Source organism: Pseudomonas sp. RT4P38 (genome assembly GCF_054897765.1).
Genome location: NZ_CM142703.1, coordinates 944,718 through 960,610, shown reverse-complemented (window position 1 = coordinate 960,610; position 15,893 = coordinate 944,718). Strand labels below are relative to the sequence as shown.

13 protein-coding genes and 2 pseudogenes are annotated in these 15,893 nt (G+C 60.8%); 9 read left to right on the top strand and 6 right to left on the bottom strand.

The genetic code is table 11. The features are described 5' to 3' along the window. Positions 1-140: 140 nt before the first annotated feature. Both ACYZT7_RS04325 and cueR read left to right on the top strand, forming a co-directional pair. Positions 141-2,534, top strand: coding sequence for a heavy metal translocating P-type ATPase (locus ACYZT7_RS04325; RefSeq protein WP_462040085.1), 2,394 nt, complete (start codon positions 141-143; stop codon positions 2,532-2,534). Next, positions 2,531-2,944, top strand: coding sequence for a Cu(I)-responsive transcriptional regulator (gene cueR, locus ACYZT7_RS04320; RefSeq protein WP_008156539.1), 414 nt, complete (start codon positions 2,531-2,533; stop codon positions 2,942-2,944). Before ACYZT7_RS04325 ends, cueR begins: the two co-directional genes overlap by 4 nt. Here cueR and ACYZT7_RS04315 read toward each other — a convergent pair. Then, positions 2,898-3,630: pseudogene (locus ACYZT7_RS04315) on the bottom strand (hypothetical protein). The gene cueR and the pseudogene ACYZT7_RS04315 sit on opposite strands and share 47 nt — an antisense overlap. Positions 3,631-4,010: 380 nt before the next feature. Next, positions 4,011-4,904, bottom strand: coding sequence for a PA4780 family RIO1-like protein kinase (locus tag ACYZT7_RS04310; protein ID WP_123369234.1), 894 nt, complete (start codon positions 4,902-4,904; stop codon positions 4,011-4,013). Between the two features lie 321 nt (positions 4,905-5,225). On the opposite strand from ACYZT7_RS04310, the pseudogene ACYZT7_RS04305 reads away from it, so the two are divergent. Next, positions 5,226-5,585 (top strand): annotated as a pseudogene (locus ACYZT7_RS04305) (methyl-accepting chemotaxis protein); the annotation flags it as partial. Between the two features lie 22 nt (positions 5,586-5,607). Here the strand turns inward: ACYZT7_RS04305 and ACYZT7_RS04300 are convergent. After that, on the bottom strand, positions 5,608-6,399 hold the full coding sequence (locus ACYZT7_RS04300) for an AraC family transcriptional regulator (protein WP_462040084.1): 792 nt from the start codon (positions 6,397-6,399) through the stop codon (positions 5,608-5,610). Positions 6,400-6,524: 125 nt separating this feature from the next. Beyond that, positions 6,525-7,802: an acetyl-CoA C-acetyltransferase gene (locus ACYZT7_RS04295; RefSeq protein WP_462040083.1), complete on the bottom strand. Its 1,278-nt coding sequence runs from the start codon at positions 7,800-7,802 to the stop codon at positions 6,525-6,527. Between the two features lie 119 nt (positions 7,803-7,921). On the opposite strand from ACYZT7_RS04295, the gene ACYZT7_RS04290 reads away from it, so the two are divergent. Together ACYZT7_RS04290 and ACYZT7_RS04285 are read left to right on the top strand one after the other, a co-directional pair. Next, complete coding sequence (locus ACYZT7_RS04290) at positions 7,922-9,274, top strand: 3-oxoacyl-ACP reductase (RefSeq protein ID WP_462040082.1); 1,353 nt, start codon at positions 7,922-7,924, stop codon at positions 9,272-9,274. 2 nt (positions 9,275-9,276) lie between these two features. Beyond that, positions 9,277-10,131 carry a MaoC family dehydratase gene (locus ACYZT7_RS04285; RefSeq protein ID WP_462040081.1) on the top strand — a complete coding sequence of 285 codons (855 nt, stop codon included), beginning with the start codon at positions 9,277-9,279 and terminating at the stop codon, positions 10,129-10,131. A gap of 32 nt (positions 10,132-10,163) precedes the next feature. Here ACYZT7_RS04285 and ACYZT7_RS04280 read toward each other — a convergent pair whose 3' ends face one another. Both ACYZT7_RS04280 and ACYZT7_RS04275 read right to left on the bottom strand, forming a co-directional pair. After that, positions 10,164-10,577, bottom strand: coding sequence for a response regulator (locus ACYZT7_RS04280; protein ID WP_462040080.1), 414 nt, complete (start codon positions 10,575-10,577; stop codon positions 10,164-10,166). A gap of 84 nt (positions 10,578-10,661) precedes the next feature. Continuing rightward, positions 10,662-10,859: a Flp family type IVb pilin gene (locus tag ACYZT7_RS04275; RefSeq protein ID WP_462041736.1), complete on the bottom strand. Its 198-nt coding sequence runs from the start codon at positions 10,857-10,859 to the stop codon at positions 10,662-10,664. A gap of 324 nt (positions 10,860-11,183) precedes the next feature. Between ACYZT7_RS04275 and cpaB the strand changes: the two genes are divergently transcribed. From cpaB to ACYZT7_RS04255, 4 genes are read left to right on the top strand one after another with little or no spacing between them, the layout of a single operon-like run. Further along, positions 11,184-12,131: a Flp pilus assembly protein CpaB gene (gene cpaB, locus ACYZT7_RS04270; protein WP_462040079.1), complete on the top strand. Its 948-nt coding sequence runs from the start codon at positions 11,184-11,186 to the stop codon at positions 12,129-12,131. A 19-nt stretch (positions 12,132-12,150) separates the two neighbouring features. Next, positions 12,151-13,422, top strand: coding sequence for a type II and III secretion system protein family protein (locus tag ACYZT7_RS04265; protein ID WP_462040078.1), 1,272 nt, complete (start codon positions 12,151-12,153; stop codon positions 13,420-13,422). Continuing rightward, a complete protein-coding gene (locus tag ACYZT7_RS04260; protein ID WP_462040077.1) occupies positions 13,419-14,609 on the top strand; it encodes an AAA family ATPase in 1,191 nt (396 codons plus the stop codon). The genes ACYZT7_RS04265 and ACYZT7_RS04260 overlap by 4 nt, the downstream gene beginning before the upstream one ends. Beyond that, complete coding sequence (locus tag ACYZT7_RS04255) at positions 14,606-15,886, top strand: CpaF family protein (protein WP_462040076.1); 1,281 nt, start codon at positions 14,606-14,608, stop codon at positions 15,884-15,886. The genes ACYZT7_RS04260 and ACYZT7_RS04255 overlap by 4 nt, the downstream gene beginning before the upstream one ends. The last annotated feature ends 7 nt before the right edge of the window (positions 15,887-15,893 follow it).

The window sequence follows — 15,893 nt, the reverse complement described above, 5'->3', positions numbered from 1 at the left end:
ACGCAGAGCGTCCGTTGAGGCATTCCCACGCAGAGCGTGGGAACGATCAGGTAGCGGTCTTTTGATCTGGGACATAGCGCTTGACCTTGCCCGCATGGCAAGGTTGATCCTGTAGGTATCTTCTACAGGGAGCGTGACCGATGTCCGAATCCACCACTTTCGATCTGCCGATTGCCGGCATGACCTGCGCCAGTTGCGCCGGGCGTGTCGAGCGTGCCTTGAGCAAAGTCATCGGCGCCTCTGCCGTCAGCGTCAACCTGGCCACCGAACAGGCCCGGGTTCAAGCGCCCAGCGACAGCCTGCCGGCCTTGATGGATGCGGTTCAGCAGGCCGGTTACAGCGTGCCGCAACAGAGCCTGGAACTGAGCATCGACGGCATGACCTGCGCCTCCTGCGTCGGCCGGGTCGAACGAGCGTTGGCCAAAGTGCCGGGGGTCAAGAGCGTCAGCGTCAACCTGGCCAACGAACGTGCACACCTTGAGCTGCTGGGTCAGATCGATGCGCAAACCTTGATCGCTGCCGTGGTAAAGGCTGGCTATAGCGCCCGTGTCTGGGAAATTGAACACCCACAAACCGACCATCAGCAACAGCGCCTGCACCGCGAGCGCTGGGCCTTGATCATGGCGATCGTCCTCGCCTCGCCGTTGGTGCTGCCCATGCTGCTGCAACCGTTCGGCGTGCACTGGATGCTCCCGGCCTGGGTGCAATTCGCGTTGGCCACGCCAGTGCAATTCATCTTCGGTGCACGCTTTTACGTCGCTGCCTGGAAAGCCGTGCGTGCCGGTGCCGGCAACATGGATTTGCTGGTCGCGTTGGGCACCAGCGCCGGTTATGGCTTGAGTCTCTATGAATGGGCCACCGCCGCCGGCCGCATGCCGCACCTGTATTTCGAAGCCTCGGCGGTGGTGATTGCCTTGGTGCTGCTGGGCAAGTACCTGGAAAGCCGCGCCAAACGCCAGACCGCCAGTGCCATCCGCGCCCTCGAAGCCTTGCGGCCGGAACGGGCGATTCAGGTGATCGACGGCCGCGAGCAGGACGTTGCCATCAGCGCCTTGCGCCTCAATGATCTGGTGATGGTCAAACCCGGTGAACGCTTCCCGGTGGACGGCGAAGTGGTCGAAGGCCAGAGCCACGCCGACGAGGCGCTGATCAGCGGCGAAAGCCTGCCGGTACCCAAACAACCCGGCGACAAGGTCACTGGCGGTGCGATCAATGGCGAAGGCCGGTTGCTCGTTCGCACCCTGGCCTTGGGCGCGGAAACCGTGCTGGCGCGCATCATTCGTCTGGTCGAAGACGCTCAGGCTGCAAAAGCGCCGATCCAGAAACTGGTGGATAAAGTCAGCCAGGTGTTTGTCCCTACTGTCCTGCTGATTGCGCTGGCCACCTTGATCGGATGGTGGTTGTACGGCGCTCCGATGGAAACGGCGCTGATCAATGCCGTGGCGGTATTGGTGATCGCTTGCCCGTGCGCCCTGGGGTTGGCCACGCCGACAGCGATCATGGCCGGCACCGGGGTGGCGGCGCGTTACGGGATTCTGATCAAGGACGCCGAAGCGTTGGAGCGCGCCCATGAAGTCAGTGCGGTGGTGTTCGACAAGACTGGCACGCTGACTTCGGGTACTCCGCGCATCGCTCATTTGAGCGCCATAGACGGTGACGAAGCGGCCCTGCTGCAAATGGCCGGCGCCCTGCAACGCGGCAGTGAACACCCGCTGGCCAAGGCGGTTCTGGACGCTTGCGCCGAACGCAGCTTGACGGTGGCCGATGTCACCGACAGCCAGTCCCTGACCGGCCGTGGCATCGCGGGCACACTCGACGGTTGTCGATTGGCGCTGGGCAATCGTCGCCTCCTGGAAGAGAGCGGCTTGAGCGCAGGTGAATGGGCGGACTCCGCCACCGCGTGGGAAACCGAAGGCCGGACCCTGTCCTGGCTGATCGAGCAAAGCCCCGAGACACGCGTTTTGGGCCTCTTCGCTTTCGGCGACACCCTCAAACCCGGCGCGCTGCAAGCTGTGCAACAACTCAACGCACGCAACATCAGCAGTCACCTGCTGACCGGCGACAATCGCGGCAGTGCCAAAGTGGTTGCCGAGGCGCTGGGCATCAAGGATGTTCACGCCGAAGTACTGCCGGCGGACAAAGCCGCCACCGTCGCCACACTCAAGAAAACCGGCGTGGTAGCGATGGTCGGTGACGGCATCAACGACGCACCTGCCTTGGCCGCCGCAGACATCGGCATCGCCATGGGCGGTGGCACCGACGTTGCGATGCACGCAGCCGGGATCACCCTGATGCGCGGCGACCCACGGTTGGTGCCGGCGGCGCTGGAGATCAGTCGCAAGACCTACGCGAAGATTCGTCAGAACCTGTTCTGGGCCTTTGTCTACAACCTGATCGGTATTCCGCTGGCAGCGTTCGGCTTTCTCAACCCGGTGCTGGCCGGCGCGGCCATGGCGTTGTCGAGCGTCAGCGTGGTGAGCAATGCGTTACTGTTGAAAACCTGGAAACCCAAGGATCTGGAGGACACTCAATGAACATCGGCCAAGCGGCCCGCCAGAGCGGCCTGAGCGCGAAGATGATTCGTTATTACGAATCCATCGGCTTGCTCAAGGCCGCCCATCGTACCGACAGCGGCTATCGGGTTTACGGCGACGACGACCTGCACACCCTGGCGTTCATCAAGCGTTCCCGGGACCTGGGGTTCTCACTGGAAGAGGTCGGCAAACTGCTGACCCTCTGGCAGGACCGCCAACGAGCCAGCGCCGATGTGAAGGCCCTGGCCCGTCAGCACATTGATGAGCTGAACCAGAAAATCCGCGAACTCGGCCAACTGCGCGACACCCTGCAGGACCTGGTCGAACACTGCCACGGAGATCACCGTCCCGACTGCCCGATCCTCAAGAACCTGGAGTCGGGCTGTTGCGCCCAACCCGCTCGCCCCTGATTGCCAGCCCCTTCACCACCAACAAGGTGGTGAGGGGAATCCCGTGGAACAACAGCACCACGGCACCCGGCGTCCACCATGAATAGAACGGCGCGGCGATCAGCATGCCGACGCCGAACCCGGTCATTTGCAACAGCGTCAGGAAGCTGAAAATCGGCAGGCGCAGGCTGTCCGGCTCACGCTGCAAGCGCGACATCAGGCCGACTTCCGAGAAGCCGTCGCCGAGGCCCGCTGGCAGCGAGAACAGCAGCAGCCCGTAAAGGGTCTGCTGCTGAAACATCAGGATAAAGCCGCAGGACATCAGCAACACCCCAAAGAAAAATCGTCGTTCCAGATTTGCATTGTCCAACCCTTTCAGGAGTCTTGAGCAGGTGTTCGCCTTCGATCAAATGTGGCAACTGGCTGTTGAGGCCGATGGCGAACATCGAGTTGCCGAATCCCAGACCGAACGCAATTAACGGTAAAAGCAGTACGTGTTGGGCGACCGGCAGCACCAGCAACAGGCCCAGCAGCCCGGCGCGCAACAGGTCGAAGGCAATCAGCGGCGTGCGCCCGAGCCAGCGGCGATAGAAAGCGGTGCCGATCAGGCTGGCGAAAATCCCTCCACCCACACGGCATGCGAGGAAGATACCGACGCTCATGGCGCTGTTGCTGAGCAGGTAGACGTAGGTGGCCAGGGCGACCATGTTGAGGAAGGCGCCGAAGTCCGAAACCAGACGGGCGGCGATGATCAGTTGGGCATTGCGGGGGAATGCGGTGTTCACATTCAATCCTTGAGTGTGGTTTGAGCGGTGGACGGTAGACGGATTTGGGGTGGATCTGAAAGCTCCCCCCTCACCCTAACCCTCTCCCCCAGGGGCGAGGGGACTGACCGAGGTGCTCTTTGAGCTACATCGACCTGAGGAATCGAGTCGAACTCAGGATTGGAAAGCAATGAAGTTCAGCTCCCTTTCCCCCTCTCCCCCGTGGGGAGAGGGCTGGGGTGAGGGGTCGATCCATCTGACACCACACAATAGCCCCTACCACCCATAAAAAACCCGGCCGAGGCCGGGTTTTCTTTAACCAATCACTGCATCCAGGGCGGAGGCGGCTCTTCGGTTTTGCCCGGTGGTGCATCATCTGCCGCACGCACCGCTTGCTTACGCTCTTCATCCAGGCGTGCCGCCTCGATCTCGCGCATGATCCCGCCAACGTCGGCCAACTCTTCCGGCTCGTCGAACTCGCCGGTCAAGACACTGGCCGGGTGCAAGGTGCCAGCTTCGAACAAAGCCCACATTTCCTTGGCGTACTTGGTCTTTTTCAACTCCGGCGCAAACCGCCCGAAGTAGGACGCCATGTTGCCAACATCCCGCTCCAGCATGCTGAACGCGTGGTTGTTGCCCGCCGCGTCCACCGCTTGCGGCAGGTCGATGATCACCGGGCCAGTCGGGGTCAGCAGTACGTTGAATTCCGACAGGTCGCCGTGCACCAGACCGGTGCACAACATCAGCACGATCTGCGAAATCAGGAACGCGTGATACTCGCGCGCCTGATCCGGTTCCAGCACCACGTCGTTCAGACGCGGCGCGGCATCGCCATACTCGTCAGCCACCAGTTCCATCAGCAGCACGCCTTCAAGGAAGTCGTAAGGCTGAGGGACCCGAACGCCAGCACCGGCCAGACGGAACAACGCCGCCACTTCGGCATTCTGCCAGGCGTCTTCGGTTTCTTTCTTGCCAAACTTGGAGCCCTTGGCCATCGCTCGAGCCTGGCGGCTGTTGCGCACCTTGCGGCCTTCCTGATACTCGGCCGCCTGACGGAAACTGCGTTTATTCGCCTCCTTGTAGACCTTCGCGCAACGTAACTCGTTGCCGCAGCGCACCACATAAACAGCTGCTTCTTTACCACTCATGAGTGGGCGCAGCACCTCGTCGACCAGACCGTCCTCGATCAGGGGTTCAATGCGTTTTGGAGTCTTCATCAGCTTTTATTGGGGGTCCTTTATTACCAAACACGCGAAAGTCATTCGTTATACGGCAATCCACTCATTCCGGGGAGGGGTTGCCGACCTATGAACGTTCCCATCGACATCAAGAAGCACTCACTGTGCCGGATTAATCAGGCAAACCCGACCCTCGTCATTGGCCGCCCCAGATCATAGCTGAGCCAGCGTCACTTGTAGCGGTAAGGCTTGGAGGGTATTTGCGACAGAAGTTGACACCTGGATTCATACCCTTCGTAGGATTTTTCTTAATAGACCTCAATTTCCGCCTCCATCAACCGAATTCATCAGTGACACAGTGATTTGTCCGACCGTGAAATTCGTCAGGTCAGCAACGCCATGCAACTGTTCTTTGACGGCATCAGCCAGAACGTGGATTACCTGGCGACCCAACCGCTGATCAAGAATTCCGACGACAGCCTCAAGACCTACATGAGCGCCAACGCCGAGTGCATTGCGCAAGGCGAGATGGACAAAAAAATCTTCGCCCTGCTTCAGGACCAGGGCAACAGCCATCCGTCCTACGCCTATGCGATCCTCGGCACCGCGGCGGGCGGTTATGTGTCCTGGCCGGACGATGCGAAGCTGAGCAATTACGATCCGCGCCAGCGCCCGTGGTACAAGGCTGCCCAGGCCAAACCGGGCAAGCCGTTTAGAACCTGATTCAGAACCCCGGTGGCCGTCACTGCTTGAATAACTCTCCCGGGGTGAATCCGAACAGGCTCTTAAACGCCGCAATAAACGCCGAAGTCGAGTCATACCCGCAAGACAGCGCGGCATTGGTCACGCTGTCCCCCTCCTCCAGCAAACTCAGCGAAGACAGCAATCGCATCCGCTGGCGCCACCCTCGAAAGCTCAACCCGGTTTCACGCTGAAAGAGCCGCATCAAGGTTTTCTCCGAGGTGCCCAACCGCTCGGCCCACGCCTGCAACGTCACGTTCAGCTCAGGGCTTTCGATCAGCTCGTTGCACAACCCCAGCAACCGTTCATGGCGCGGCAACGGAAGCGAGAAGCCGACTTCCGGCAGATGTGCCAACTGATCGAGCAACACGCCAACCAGCCGCGATTCCTGGCTGTCGCCCTGTGGATATTCAACCGGCAGCAAACAAAAACCCTTGATCAGCTCCCGGGCCAAAGGCGTCACTTCCAGCACCCGGCAACGCCCGTCCGCCCATTCACAATCCTCGCGGCGTACATAGAGGCTGCGCATTTCGGCGCGCATCGAGGTCACCACCTGGTGTTCGAGATCCGCCGGAATCCAGATTCCCCACTGCGGCGGCGCAAAGAAACTGCCCTCGGCGGTGTGCACGCCGAGAACGCCGCTGATCGCGTAGGAAAACTGCACCCAATCGTGTCGATGAGGCGGCGTCCATGAACCGGCATTGAGACTTTCCGCACGGGCATACAGCGGACGCGGCAGCGCCGTCAGCGTCGGAATTGTCCGCTCTAGGGAAAGTTGTCCGTTAGTCGGCATTGACTGGTCTTATGTCGCAGGACGGCTGATGAGGCCGACGTTAGGCTAAGTCACCAATTCTTACAAATGTATTCGGTGCCGGTTATGCAGGCTTTTAAAGCAGCAACAGGGCAACAGCGTGATCCTCAGCGCTCAATAATCGCCGTGACGCCTTGGCCACCGGCGGCGCAGATCGAGATTAACCCTCGACCCTGCCCCGCTGCCTCCAGCAACTTCGCCAGGCTCGCGACGATGCGCCCGCCGGTAGCGGCAAACGGATGCCCGGCCGCCAGTGAACTGCCTTTGACGTTGAGGCGGCTGCGGTCGATGGAACCCAGCGGCGCATCGAGGCCGAGACGGGTTTTGCAATAGTCCGGATCTTCCCAGGCCTTTAGCGTGCAGAGCACCTGCGCGGCGAAGGCCTCGTGGATTTCGTAGTAATCGAAGTCCTGCAATGTCAGGCCATTGCGCGCCAGCAAACGCGGCACCGCATACACCGGCGCCATCAACAGCCCTTCGGCGCCGTTGACGAAATCCACCGCTGCCGCCTCGCCATCGCGCAAATAGGCGAGGATCGGCAAGCCACGTTCCTTGGCCCATTCTTCACTGCCCAGCAGCACCAGCGACGCGCCATCGGTGAGCGGCGTCGAGTTGCCCGCCGTCAAAGTGCCTTTGGCGCTTTTTTCGAACGCCGGTTTCAGCGACGCGAGTTTTTCCAGAGTCAGGTCCGGGCGCAGGTTGTTGTCGCGGGTCAGGCCGAGGAACGGCGTCATCAAATCGTTGTGCCAGCCTTCGATGTAGGACGCGGCCATTTTCTGGTGGCTCTCCAGCGTCAGTTGGTCCTGTTCGGCGCGCGGAATATTCCAGGTCTGGGCCATCAACTCGCAGTGCTCGCCCATGGACAGGCCGGTGCGCTGTTCGCTGATACTTGGCAGTTCCGGGATCAGATGACGGGGGCGCAGTTGCAGGAAAGTTTTCAGTTTGTCGGCGGTGGTCTTGGCGCTATTGGCTTGCAGAAGGATTTTGCGCAGGCCTTCATTGACGCCAATTGGCGCGTCGGAGGTAGTGTCGACGCCGCCGGCGATACCGCAATCGATCTGACCCAGGGCAATCTTGTTCGCGACCAGCAAAGCCGCCTCAAGACCCGTGCCGCAGGCCTGCTGGATGTCATAGGCCGGCGTAACGGGAGACAACCGCGAACCGAGCACGCACTCGCGTGTCAAGTTCATGTCCCGCGGCAACTTGAGGACGGCACCGGCGACCACTTCGCCCATGCGCAAACCGTGCAGGTTGTAGCGTTCGATCAAGCCTTCGAGCGCTGCGGTGAGCATCGCCTGGTTACTGGCGGTGGCGTACGCCCCGTTGGAACGGGCGAAGGGAATACGGTTACCACCCATAATCGCAACGCGGCGCAGCTGAGTCATGAAAAGCTCCCTATTCTGTGAAGGCTATAACCCACAAGCGTAGGCCTTATCTTGTGGATCGAACGACTAAACGCCATTCGTGGTCCACACTTTGAACCCCAGCTGCTGGAGCGCGTTCCATGTCTGACCGCTATATCGACTTCGCCAATTCGTCCATCGGCCATCGTTTGGTCGGGGCCCTGGGTCTGCCGTCGCCGGTTCGGCTGGAGCGCTGGCAAGCTGGCCGGCTGCGCCCTGTTGAAGGGGCGCTATTGATAGGCGGTGGCCCGCTGACAGAAAAAGTCAGTGCCTTCGCCAACCGCCTGACCGACGCGATTTACAGCTACGGCACCGAGCCTTCACTGGCCACTGCGTGGATTCCCGGCCACGGCCCCAAACTCAAAGCCGTGGTGTTTGACGCCAGTGACCTGGTGCAGACCGATCAACTCAAACAGCTGCGCGAGTTCTTCCAGCCGTTGATTAAAAACCTCGATCACAACGCGCACCTGGTGATTCTGGGGCGCGCGCCGCAGACCTTGAGCGATCCGTTCGCCGCCAGCGCCCAGCGTGCGGTGGAAGGTTTCAGCCGTTCGCTGGCCAAGGAACTGCGCAACGGCGGCACCTTGCAGCTGATTTATGTCGGCGAAGGTGCGGAGGATCAACTGGAAGGCCCGCTAAGGTTTTTCCTCTCGCCCAAAAGTGCGTTCGTTTCCGGGCAAGTGATTCGCTTGAATGCCTGCAACACGCCGGTGATGGACTGGACTCGTCCGTTGTCCGGCCGCAAGGCACTGGTCACGGGTGCTGCACGCGGCATCGGTGCCTCCATCGCCGAAACCCTGGCCCGTGACGGGGCCGAAGTGATCCTGCTCGACGTAGCACCGGCCAAGACTGATCTCGAAGCCCTCGCCGCACGCCTCGGCGGGCGCAGCATCACCCTGGATATTTGCGCCGAAGACACCGCCGCGCAGTTGGTCGAGCAACTGCCCGACGGCATCGACATCGTGGTCCACAACGCTGGCATCACGCGGGATAAAACCCTGGCCAACATGACCCCGGAATTCTGGGACGCGGTGCTGGCGGTCAACCTCAATGCACCGCAAGTGCTGACCAAGGCGCTGCTCGACAGCGGCACCCTGCACGCCAACGGCCGGGTGATCCTGCTGGCGTCCATCAGCGGCATCGCCGGCAATCGCGGGCAAACCAATTACGCAGCGAGCAAGGCCGGACTGATCGGCCTGGCCCAGGCTTTGGCGCCATTGCTCAATGAGCGTGGCATCAGCATCAACGCAGTGGCACCCGGTTTCATCGAAACCCAAATGACCGCGCACCTACCGTTCGGCCTGCGTGAAGCCGGTCGGCGCATGAGTTCGCTGGGCCAGGGCGGCCTGCCGCAAGACGTCGCCGAGGCGGTGGCGTGGCTGGCTCAACCGGGCACCGGCGCGTTTACCGGACAAGCGCTGCGAGTCTGCGGACAAAGTGTTTTGGGGGCTTAGGCATGATCATCGATTGGCACACACTCAACCGCGAACCGAACCTGTCGGGACTGTACGTGCAGGCCGCGACGCGACGCAAAATTACCGGCACCACCCTGCCCGATTCGGGTTTACGCTGCTGGGTCAATGTCGACCCGACGCGCCTGGCGGCCTATCGCAAGGTCTGCGGTTTTGCCGACAACGGCCTGCTGCCGCCGACGTATCCACACATCCTGGCGTTCGCGTTGCAGATGCGATTGCTGACGGCCAAGGAATTTCCGTTCCCGTTGCTGGGGTTGATTCACCTGAGCAACCGCATTCGCATCTTGCGTCCAATGGGCGGTGTGAATCGCGTGCGGGTCAGCGTTCAGGTGCAAAACCTTCAGCCCCATGAAAAGGGCGCAACGTTCGATCTGGTGACCACGCTCGACGATCAGTTGGGGGCGTTGTGGGAAGCTGAAAGCCAGATGCTGTGCCGCGGGGTCAAACTCGAAGGCGAGCCCGTCGAGGACGTGTTGTCATCGACGCTGGAGATGCCGGAGGTGGCCCGCTGGAAAGCGCCGTCGGACATTGGGCGGCAGTATGCCAAAGTGTCCGGCGACTACAACCCGATTCACCTGAGTGCCGTCAGCGCCAAACTCTTCGGTTTCCCTATGGCCATCGCCCATGGGTTGTGGAACAAGGCGCGTACGCTGGCGGCGTTAAGTGAGCATCTGCCGGCGGCGAATGTCGAGATTGCGGTGCAGTTCAGGAAACCGGTGCGGTTGCCCAGTGAAGTGACATTGCTGGCCAGTGCGGCGGGGGCCAGTGGGGATTTACGGTTGGTGGGTGCGGGGGATTTGGTGCATATGGTCGGGCATTGGCGGCCTGTTGCCTGATCGCTCGGCAGTGGTTGTACACCCTCAAAAAGTCAGGTCCCAACGAGTCCCGCTTGAGGCTGCGGAAACAGATTATTAAGTGTCTCCAACAGCCGCACGTGATAAATCGGCTTGCGAAACAAGTCCAGCACCTGCAACCGCAACATGTCACTGACATCCTCCATATCCGCATGCCCCGACGTCACAATCACCGGCAAATGCTGCCGGGACGTATGTTCACGCAACCGCTTGATCAACGACATGCCACTCTCCTCCGGCATCCGCAGATCCGTAATCACCAATGCAATATCGGGATGGCGCGTCAGATGTTGCAGCGCGAGTTTGACCGAGGTGGCGGTAAAGCAATTGAAGCCCTCGCCTTCCAGCAACTCCGCCAGCTCCAACAACGCATCCTCCTCATCATCGACCAGAAGAAGCTGTTGGCGTGGGAGTGTGGGAGAGTTCATGGGCAACACCTGCAATGGACTAAGCGCTGACGTTAGAAGCCCTTTGCGGGGTTGGCAAGTAGCTGACCATTGACAGCAGGCAGGTCAAAGCGCGCCTTGGATGGTGGTAAACATGGTGGTGATAGCCGCGGAGATCGGCGTCACAAACGCCGCTACAGCGACTGCCACCATGCCCGCAATAATGGCGTATTCGATACCCGAGGCACCCTCGGTATCTTTCGCCAGGCTTTTGTAAAAAGCGATTTCGGATTTGATCTTCTGAGCAATTTTCGTAAAGGACATGGCGTTTCTCCTGGACGACGACGGGTGTTGCACGGCCGCAACATGATTCGCCTTTGCCAGCATCAGCATTGTCGGCATTCCCCGTACCCACAACTGTAAGAACGAATTATCACTAAAGTATTAGGTGTTTCATTGACGCCAAAAAAGTCACATTTTCGCCCTAGATACTTACTTTCGTTAGTTATTTTCAGACCAGTAATGGCGTTTTGCTCTAGCTGAGCTACCTTCAAATAGCGAAATAGTTCCATGTTCATAGCTGCCTGATTGCGAAGTTGTCTCGTTGGATGTGACGGGGTCTCAAGCAGCAGGAAAGGGAGAGCCGTCATGAACAGTCGTATCACTCTGGGCCTGGCCGGTTTGTTTCTGGTGGGCGCCATCATTGCCGGTTACTGGGGCCTCACGCTGAGCCGCCAACCCGTTCCCGAGCCTGTCGTGCAATCCAGCGTTGTCTCGACCGCGCCCACGGCCCCGACACCTGCGCCGGTGGAAGACACCACCCGCCAACCGGTGGTGGTACTCCTTCATGACGTGCCGCCATTCGCGCCGATTACTGCCGCCGACGTTGCCCTGGAAAAACTCCGCACCGCCCCCGCCGGCAGCTTGACCCGCCTCGATCAAGCGATTGGCCGTACGCCCTGGCGCGCCCTCACTGCCGGCAGCTGGCTCAATGATGAAAGCTTCGAAGCCGGCAGCAAACTGGCGCGGATGATTCGTCCCGATGAACGCGCCCTCGCGGTGGCGGTGGATGAAGTGATCAATGCCGGTGGGCAACTGACACCGGGGGACTATGTCGATGTGCTGCTGTTTCTGCGCATGGACAACAACAACCTTCAGCCGTCGGCTCAACTGGTGGTGCCGGCCTTGCGGGTACTCGGGGTGGGCGAACAGATGGGGTTGACCAACGATGGTCAACCCGCAAGCCCGGCGCGCAGCAACGAAGAAAAACTCAGGCAGGAACAATTGCGCGCCAGCGCCCGCAGCGTCTTGCTTGCCGTCCCCGAACAACTATTGAGTCGCCTGATGTTGGCGGCCCAGACCGGCGTGTTGCGCCTTGCCGTACGCAGCGCCGATGAAAAACGTCTGGCTCGTTACTGGGCCGGCGAAAGCGATTCATCGGCCAACCTCGCCAGTGCCAACCGCGAGTTGATCCAGTTCAGCCAACTGACCATGACGCCCCCACCCAAACCAGTCGCCACGAGCGGCGGCGCAGCACCGCGCAAATCGAGCGTGGAAGTCATCCGCGGCAATGAAATCACCCAACAAATTCCCTGAGTCGAGCAAGGACGCATCTATGCGCAGTCGTTCCATGCCCATATTCCAAGGCCTGCTCTGGGTCTCTTTGCTGGGCGGTCTGCCGCTCGGCGTAACGTTCGCAGCCGTCGGCAACTGCGCCGCGCTGGGTTCGTTGCCTGCGGTGCTGGAAGTCGGTGAAGGGCTGCAACAGGAGGTGCAATCACCGGTGGCGATCACTCGGGTGGCGGTGGGTGACCCGAAAATCGCCGATGTGCGAGTCAACGGTAATCAGGCGTTTCTACTCACCGGAGTGGCCGCCGGCGCCACCAGCCTGATGGTCTGGACCGCCTGCGCCAGTGCTCCGCGCCAGAGCATGGTGTTCGTTCAGGGCAAGGCCACCGCGGCGATGACCACCGCTACACGGTTACCCTCTGATGACCCCCTGCTACCGTCGCAAGTACAGACCGACATTCGTTTCGTCGAAGTCAGCCGGACCAAACTGAAAGAGGCCGGCACGTCGATTTTCGGCAAGGGCTCCAACAATTTCCTCTTCGGGGCGCCCGGCACGGTACCCAATACCGGCGTGACGCCGGGCGTGGTGCCGCTGTTCAACATTGATCCGCGGATCGCGGTGCCCAGCATCCCGTTGCTCAACGACAGTTTCAACATTGTCTGGGGCGGTGGCAGCAGTAAATTTCTCGGCATCGTCAATGCGCTGGAGGGCAGCGGCTTTGCCTACACCCTGGCGCGGCCGAGCCTGGTGGCCCTGAGCGGGCAGAGCGCCAGTTTCCTGGCCGGTGGTGAAATCCCGATTCCGGTGCCCAGCGCCAACAGCAACAGTTACTCCATCGAATACAAGGAATTCGGCATCCGCTTGACGCTGACGCCGACCGTGGTCAGTCACGACCGCATTGTCCTCAAAGTGGCGCCGGAGGTCAGCGAACTGGATTACAACAACGGCGTGACCATCGGCGGCACCACCGTTCCGGCGTTCACCATTCGCCGCACCGACACCAGTATTTCCCTGGCCGATGGCGAAAGTTTCGTCATCAGCGGTTTGATCAGCACCCACAATGCCTCGCAGGTCAGCAAGTTTCCGGGGCTGGGCGATATCCCGATTCTCGGTGCGTTTTTTCGCAATTCATCGGTCAACCGCGAAGAGCGTGAGTTGTTGATGATCGTCACGCCGCACCTGGTCCAACCGTTGGCTGCCAACGCACAACTGCCGTCGTTGCCGGGTGAAAAACTGCGCAACTACGACCCCAACTGGTATCGCCTGTACTTCCTCGAAAACGGCAACTTCGATAAACGCAGCGGATTATCGCAATGAGCCAGAACCTGAGCCAGACCTTCCTCGCAATCACGCGCAACAGCACCGACCTTGAGTGGCTGCAAGGCGCCCTCGCCCCGTTGGGCCAGGTGGTCAGCGCCGGCGGCGGCAGCCTCGACGAACTGTTGGCGCTGGTGGACGTGACCTTCGCCAGCCTGGTGTTCGTCGGCCTGGACCGCGAACACGTGGTGGCCCAAAGCGCACTGATCGAAGGTGCCCTGGAAGCCAAGCCGATGCTGGCTATCGTCGCGCTGGGCGACGGCATGGACAACCAACTCGTGCTCAATGCCATGCGCGCCGGTGCACGGGATTTCGTGGCCTATGGTTCGCGTTCCAGTGAAGTCGCGGGGTTGGTGCGACGGCTGAGCAAACGCCTGCCGCCGGTGGCCCCGAACACCCAACTCGGTGGCCTGACCGTGCTCTACGGTGTGCAGAGCAACGCCGACGGCGCGTTAATCGCCAACCACATGGCGCAGGTGGTACAGAAGAGTGGTCAGCAAACGCTGTTGCTGGACTTGGGCCTGCCTCGGGGTGACAGCCTGGCCTTGCTCGGGCTGGAGAGTTCGTTTCATTTCGGCGATGCGTTGCGACACCTGCGGCGTCTGGACGCCACGCTGATTGATAGCGCTTTCACAAGCTGCGACGCCGGGTTGCGAATACTCGCCTACGCCAGCGACGATGATCCGCTGGAGCACACCAGCGCCGCCGAGTTGTACATGCTGCTCAGCGCCCTGCGCCAACACTTCCAGCACATCGTGGTGAACCTCACCGGCCAGCCGGACAGCGAAGCGTTGCGCACCTTCGTCAGCCATTGCGACAAATTACTGTGGTACACCGATCAGAACGTACTCGACTGCCGCCGCAACCTGGCGGTACTCAACCTGTGGCGTGAAAAAGGCATGAAGCTCGATCACGCCAGACTGCTGGTGGACCGCTACCTGCGCAACGTTTCACCGGACTCCGATACCCTGGGCAAAAGCTTCGGCATGGAGATCATCGCGACCCTCATCTACAGCCCGGAAGTGCGGCTTAACGCCAAGAACCAAGGTGTGACTCTGTTTGAACTGGCCCCCCGCGAAGGCCTGACTCAAAGCTTGCGCGCCCTCGGCGAACAATTGGCCAAGCGCTCCGAGAGCCTGGCCAAGCCCAAGTCTGGCTGGTTCAACCGCTTGAGGGGTGCGCAATGAGCGGTGAAAAACTCTTCGGCGCCCCCGTACGCACAACCAGCGGCAACACTGACCACGAAGGTCTGAAACTGGTGTTGCACCGCTACATCATCGACGCCATCGAGGAGTCCGGCAAAAACCTGCTGGAGGGTTCGCGGCAGGTGCTCTCGCAGTTCGTCATCGACAAGATTGCCGAGTACATCGCCCGGCTGCACCTGGCCATTTCCCGCTATGAAATGGAGCGTCTGGCCGAAGAAATCGTCGACGAGCTCACCGGTTTCGGCCCCTTGGAAGTGCTGCTGCGGGACCCGGCGGTGACGGAGATTCTGGTCAACGGCCCGCTCAGGGTATTCATTGAACGCGACGGCGTACTGCATCAAAGCGACCTGCGCTTCATCGATGCGCATCACGTCGAACGGGTTATGCAACGGATCCTCGCGCCCCTCGGCCGACGGCTTGATGAGTCGTCGCCGATGGTCGATGCCCGACTGCCCGACGGTAGCCGGGTCAACGCGATCATTCCACCGATTGCCCTCGACGGCCCTTGCCTGTCGATTCGAAAGTTTCGCAAGGACATGCTCAAAAGCTCCGACCTGATGGCGATGCAAACCATCGATCAGGCGATCTTCGACTTCATTCAGGAGGCCGTGGGCAAGCGCTGCAACATCCTGATCAGCGGCGGCACCGGCACCGGCAAGACCACGCTGCTGAACATTCTCAGCCAGTTGATCAACCCTCACGAGCGAATCGTCACCATCGAAGACGTCGCCGAACTGCAACTGGGCCACCCTCACGTGGTGCGTCTGGAAACCCGACCACCGAATGCCGAAGGCCACGGCGAAGTGAAGGCCAGTGACCTGATTCGCAACGCCTTGCGGATGCGCCCGGACCGAATCATCCTCGGCGAGATTCGTGGCGTCGAAGTGCTGGACGTACTCACCGCCATGAACACCGGCCACGACGGTTCCATGAGCACCGTGCACGCCAACAACGCCCAGGATGCGCTATTGCGCCTGGAGACATTGGTGGGCCTGACGGGACGCACCATCGCCGAACGCACCCTGCGGCAAATGATCTGCGCCGCACTGGACGTAGTGATCCAGCTGACGCGCATGCCCGACGGCCGCCGCTGCGTCAGCGAGGTGGTGGAGGTAGTCGGCATCCGCGATGACGTCTATGTCACCAATACCTTGTTCCGGCTCGACCGGCGCAGCGGTTTCGGTTTTATGCGTGAGGCGGTCAACCCCGCGGGCGACAAACTGCGCCGTGAGTCGGCGCTCTCTCCCTCTGCGTACTGAGGCCACA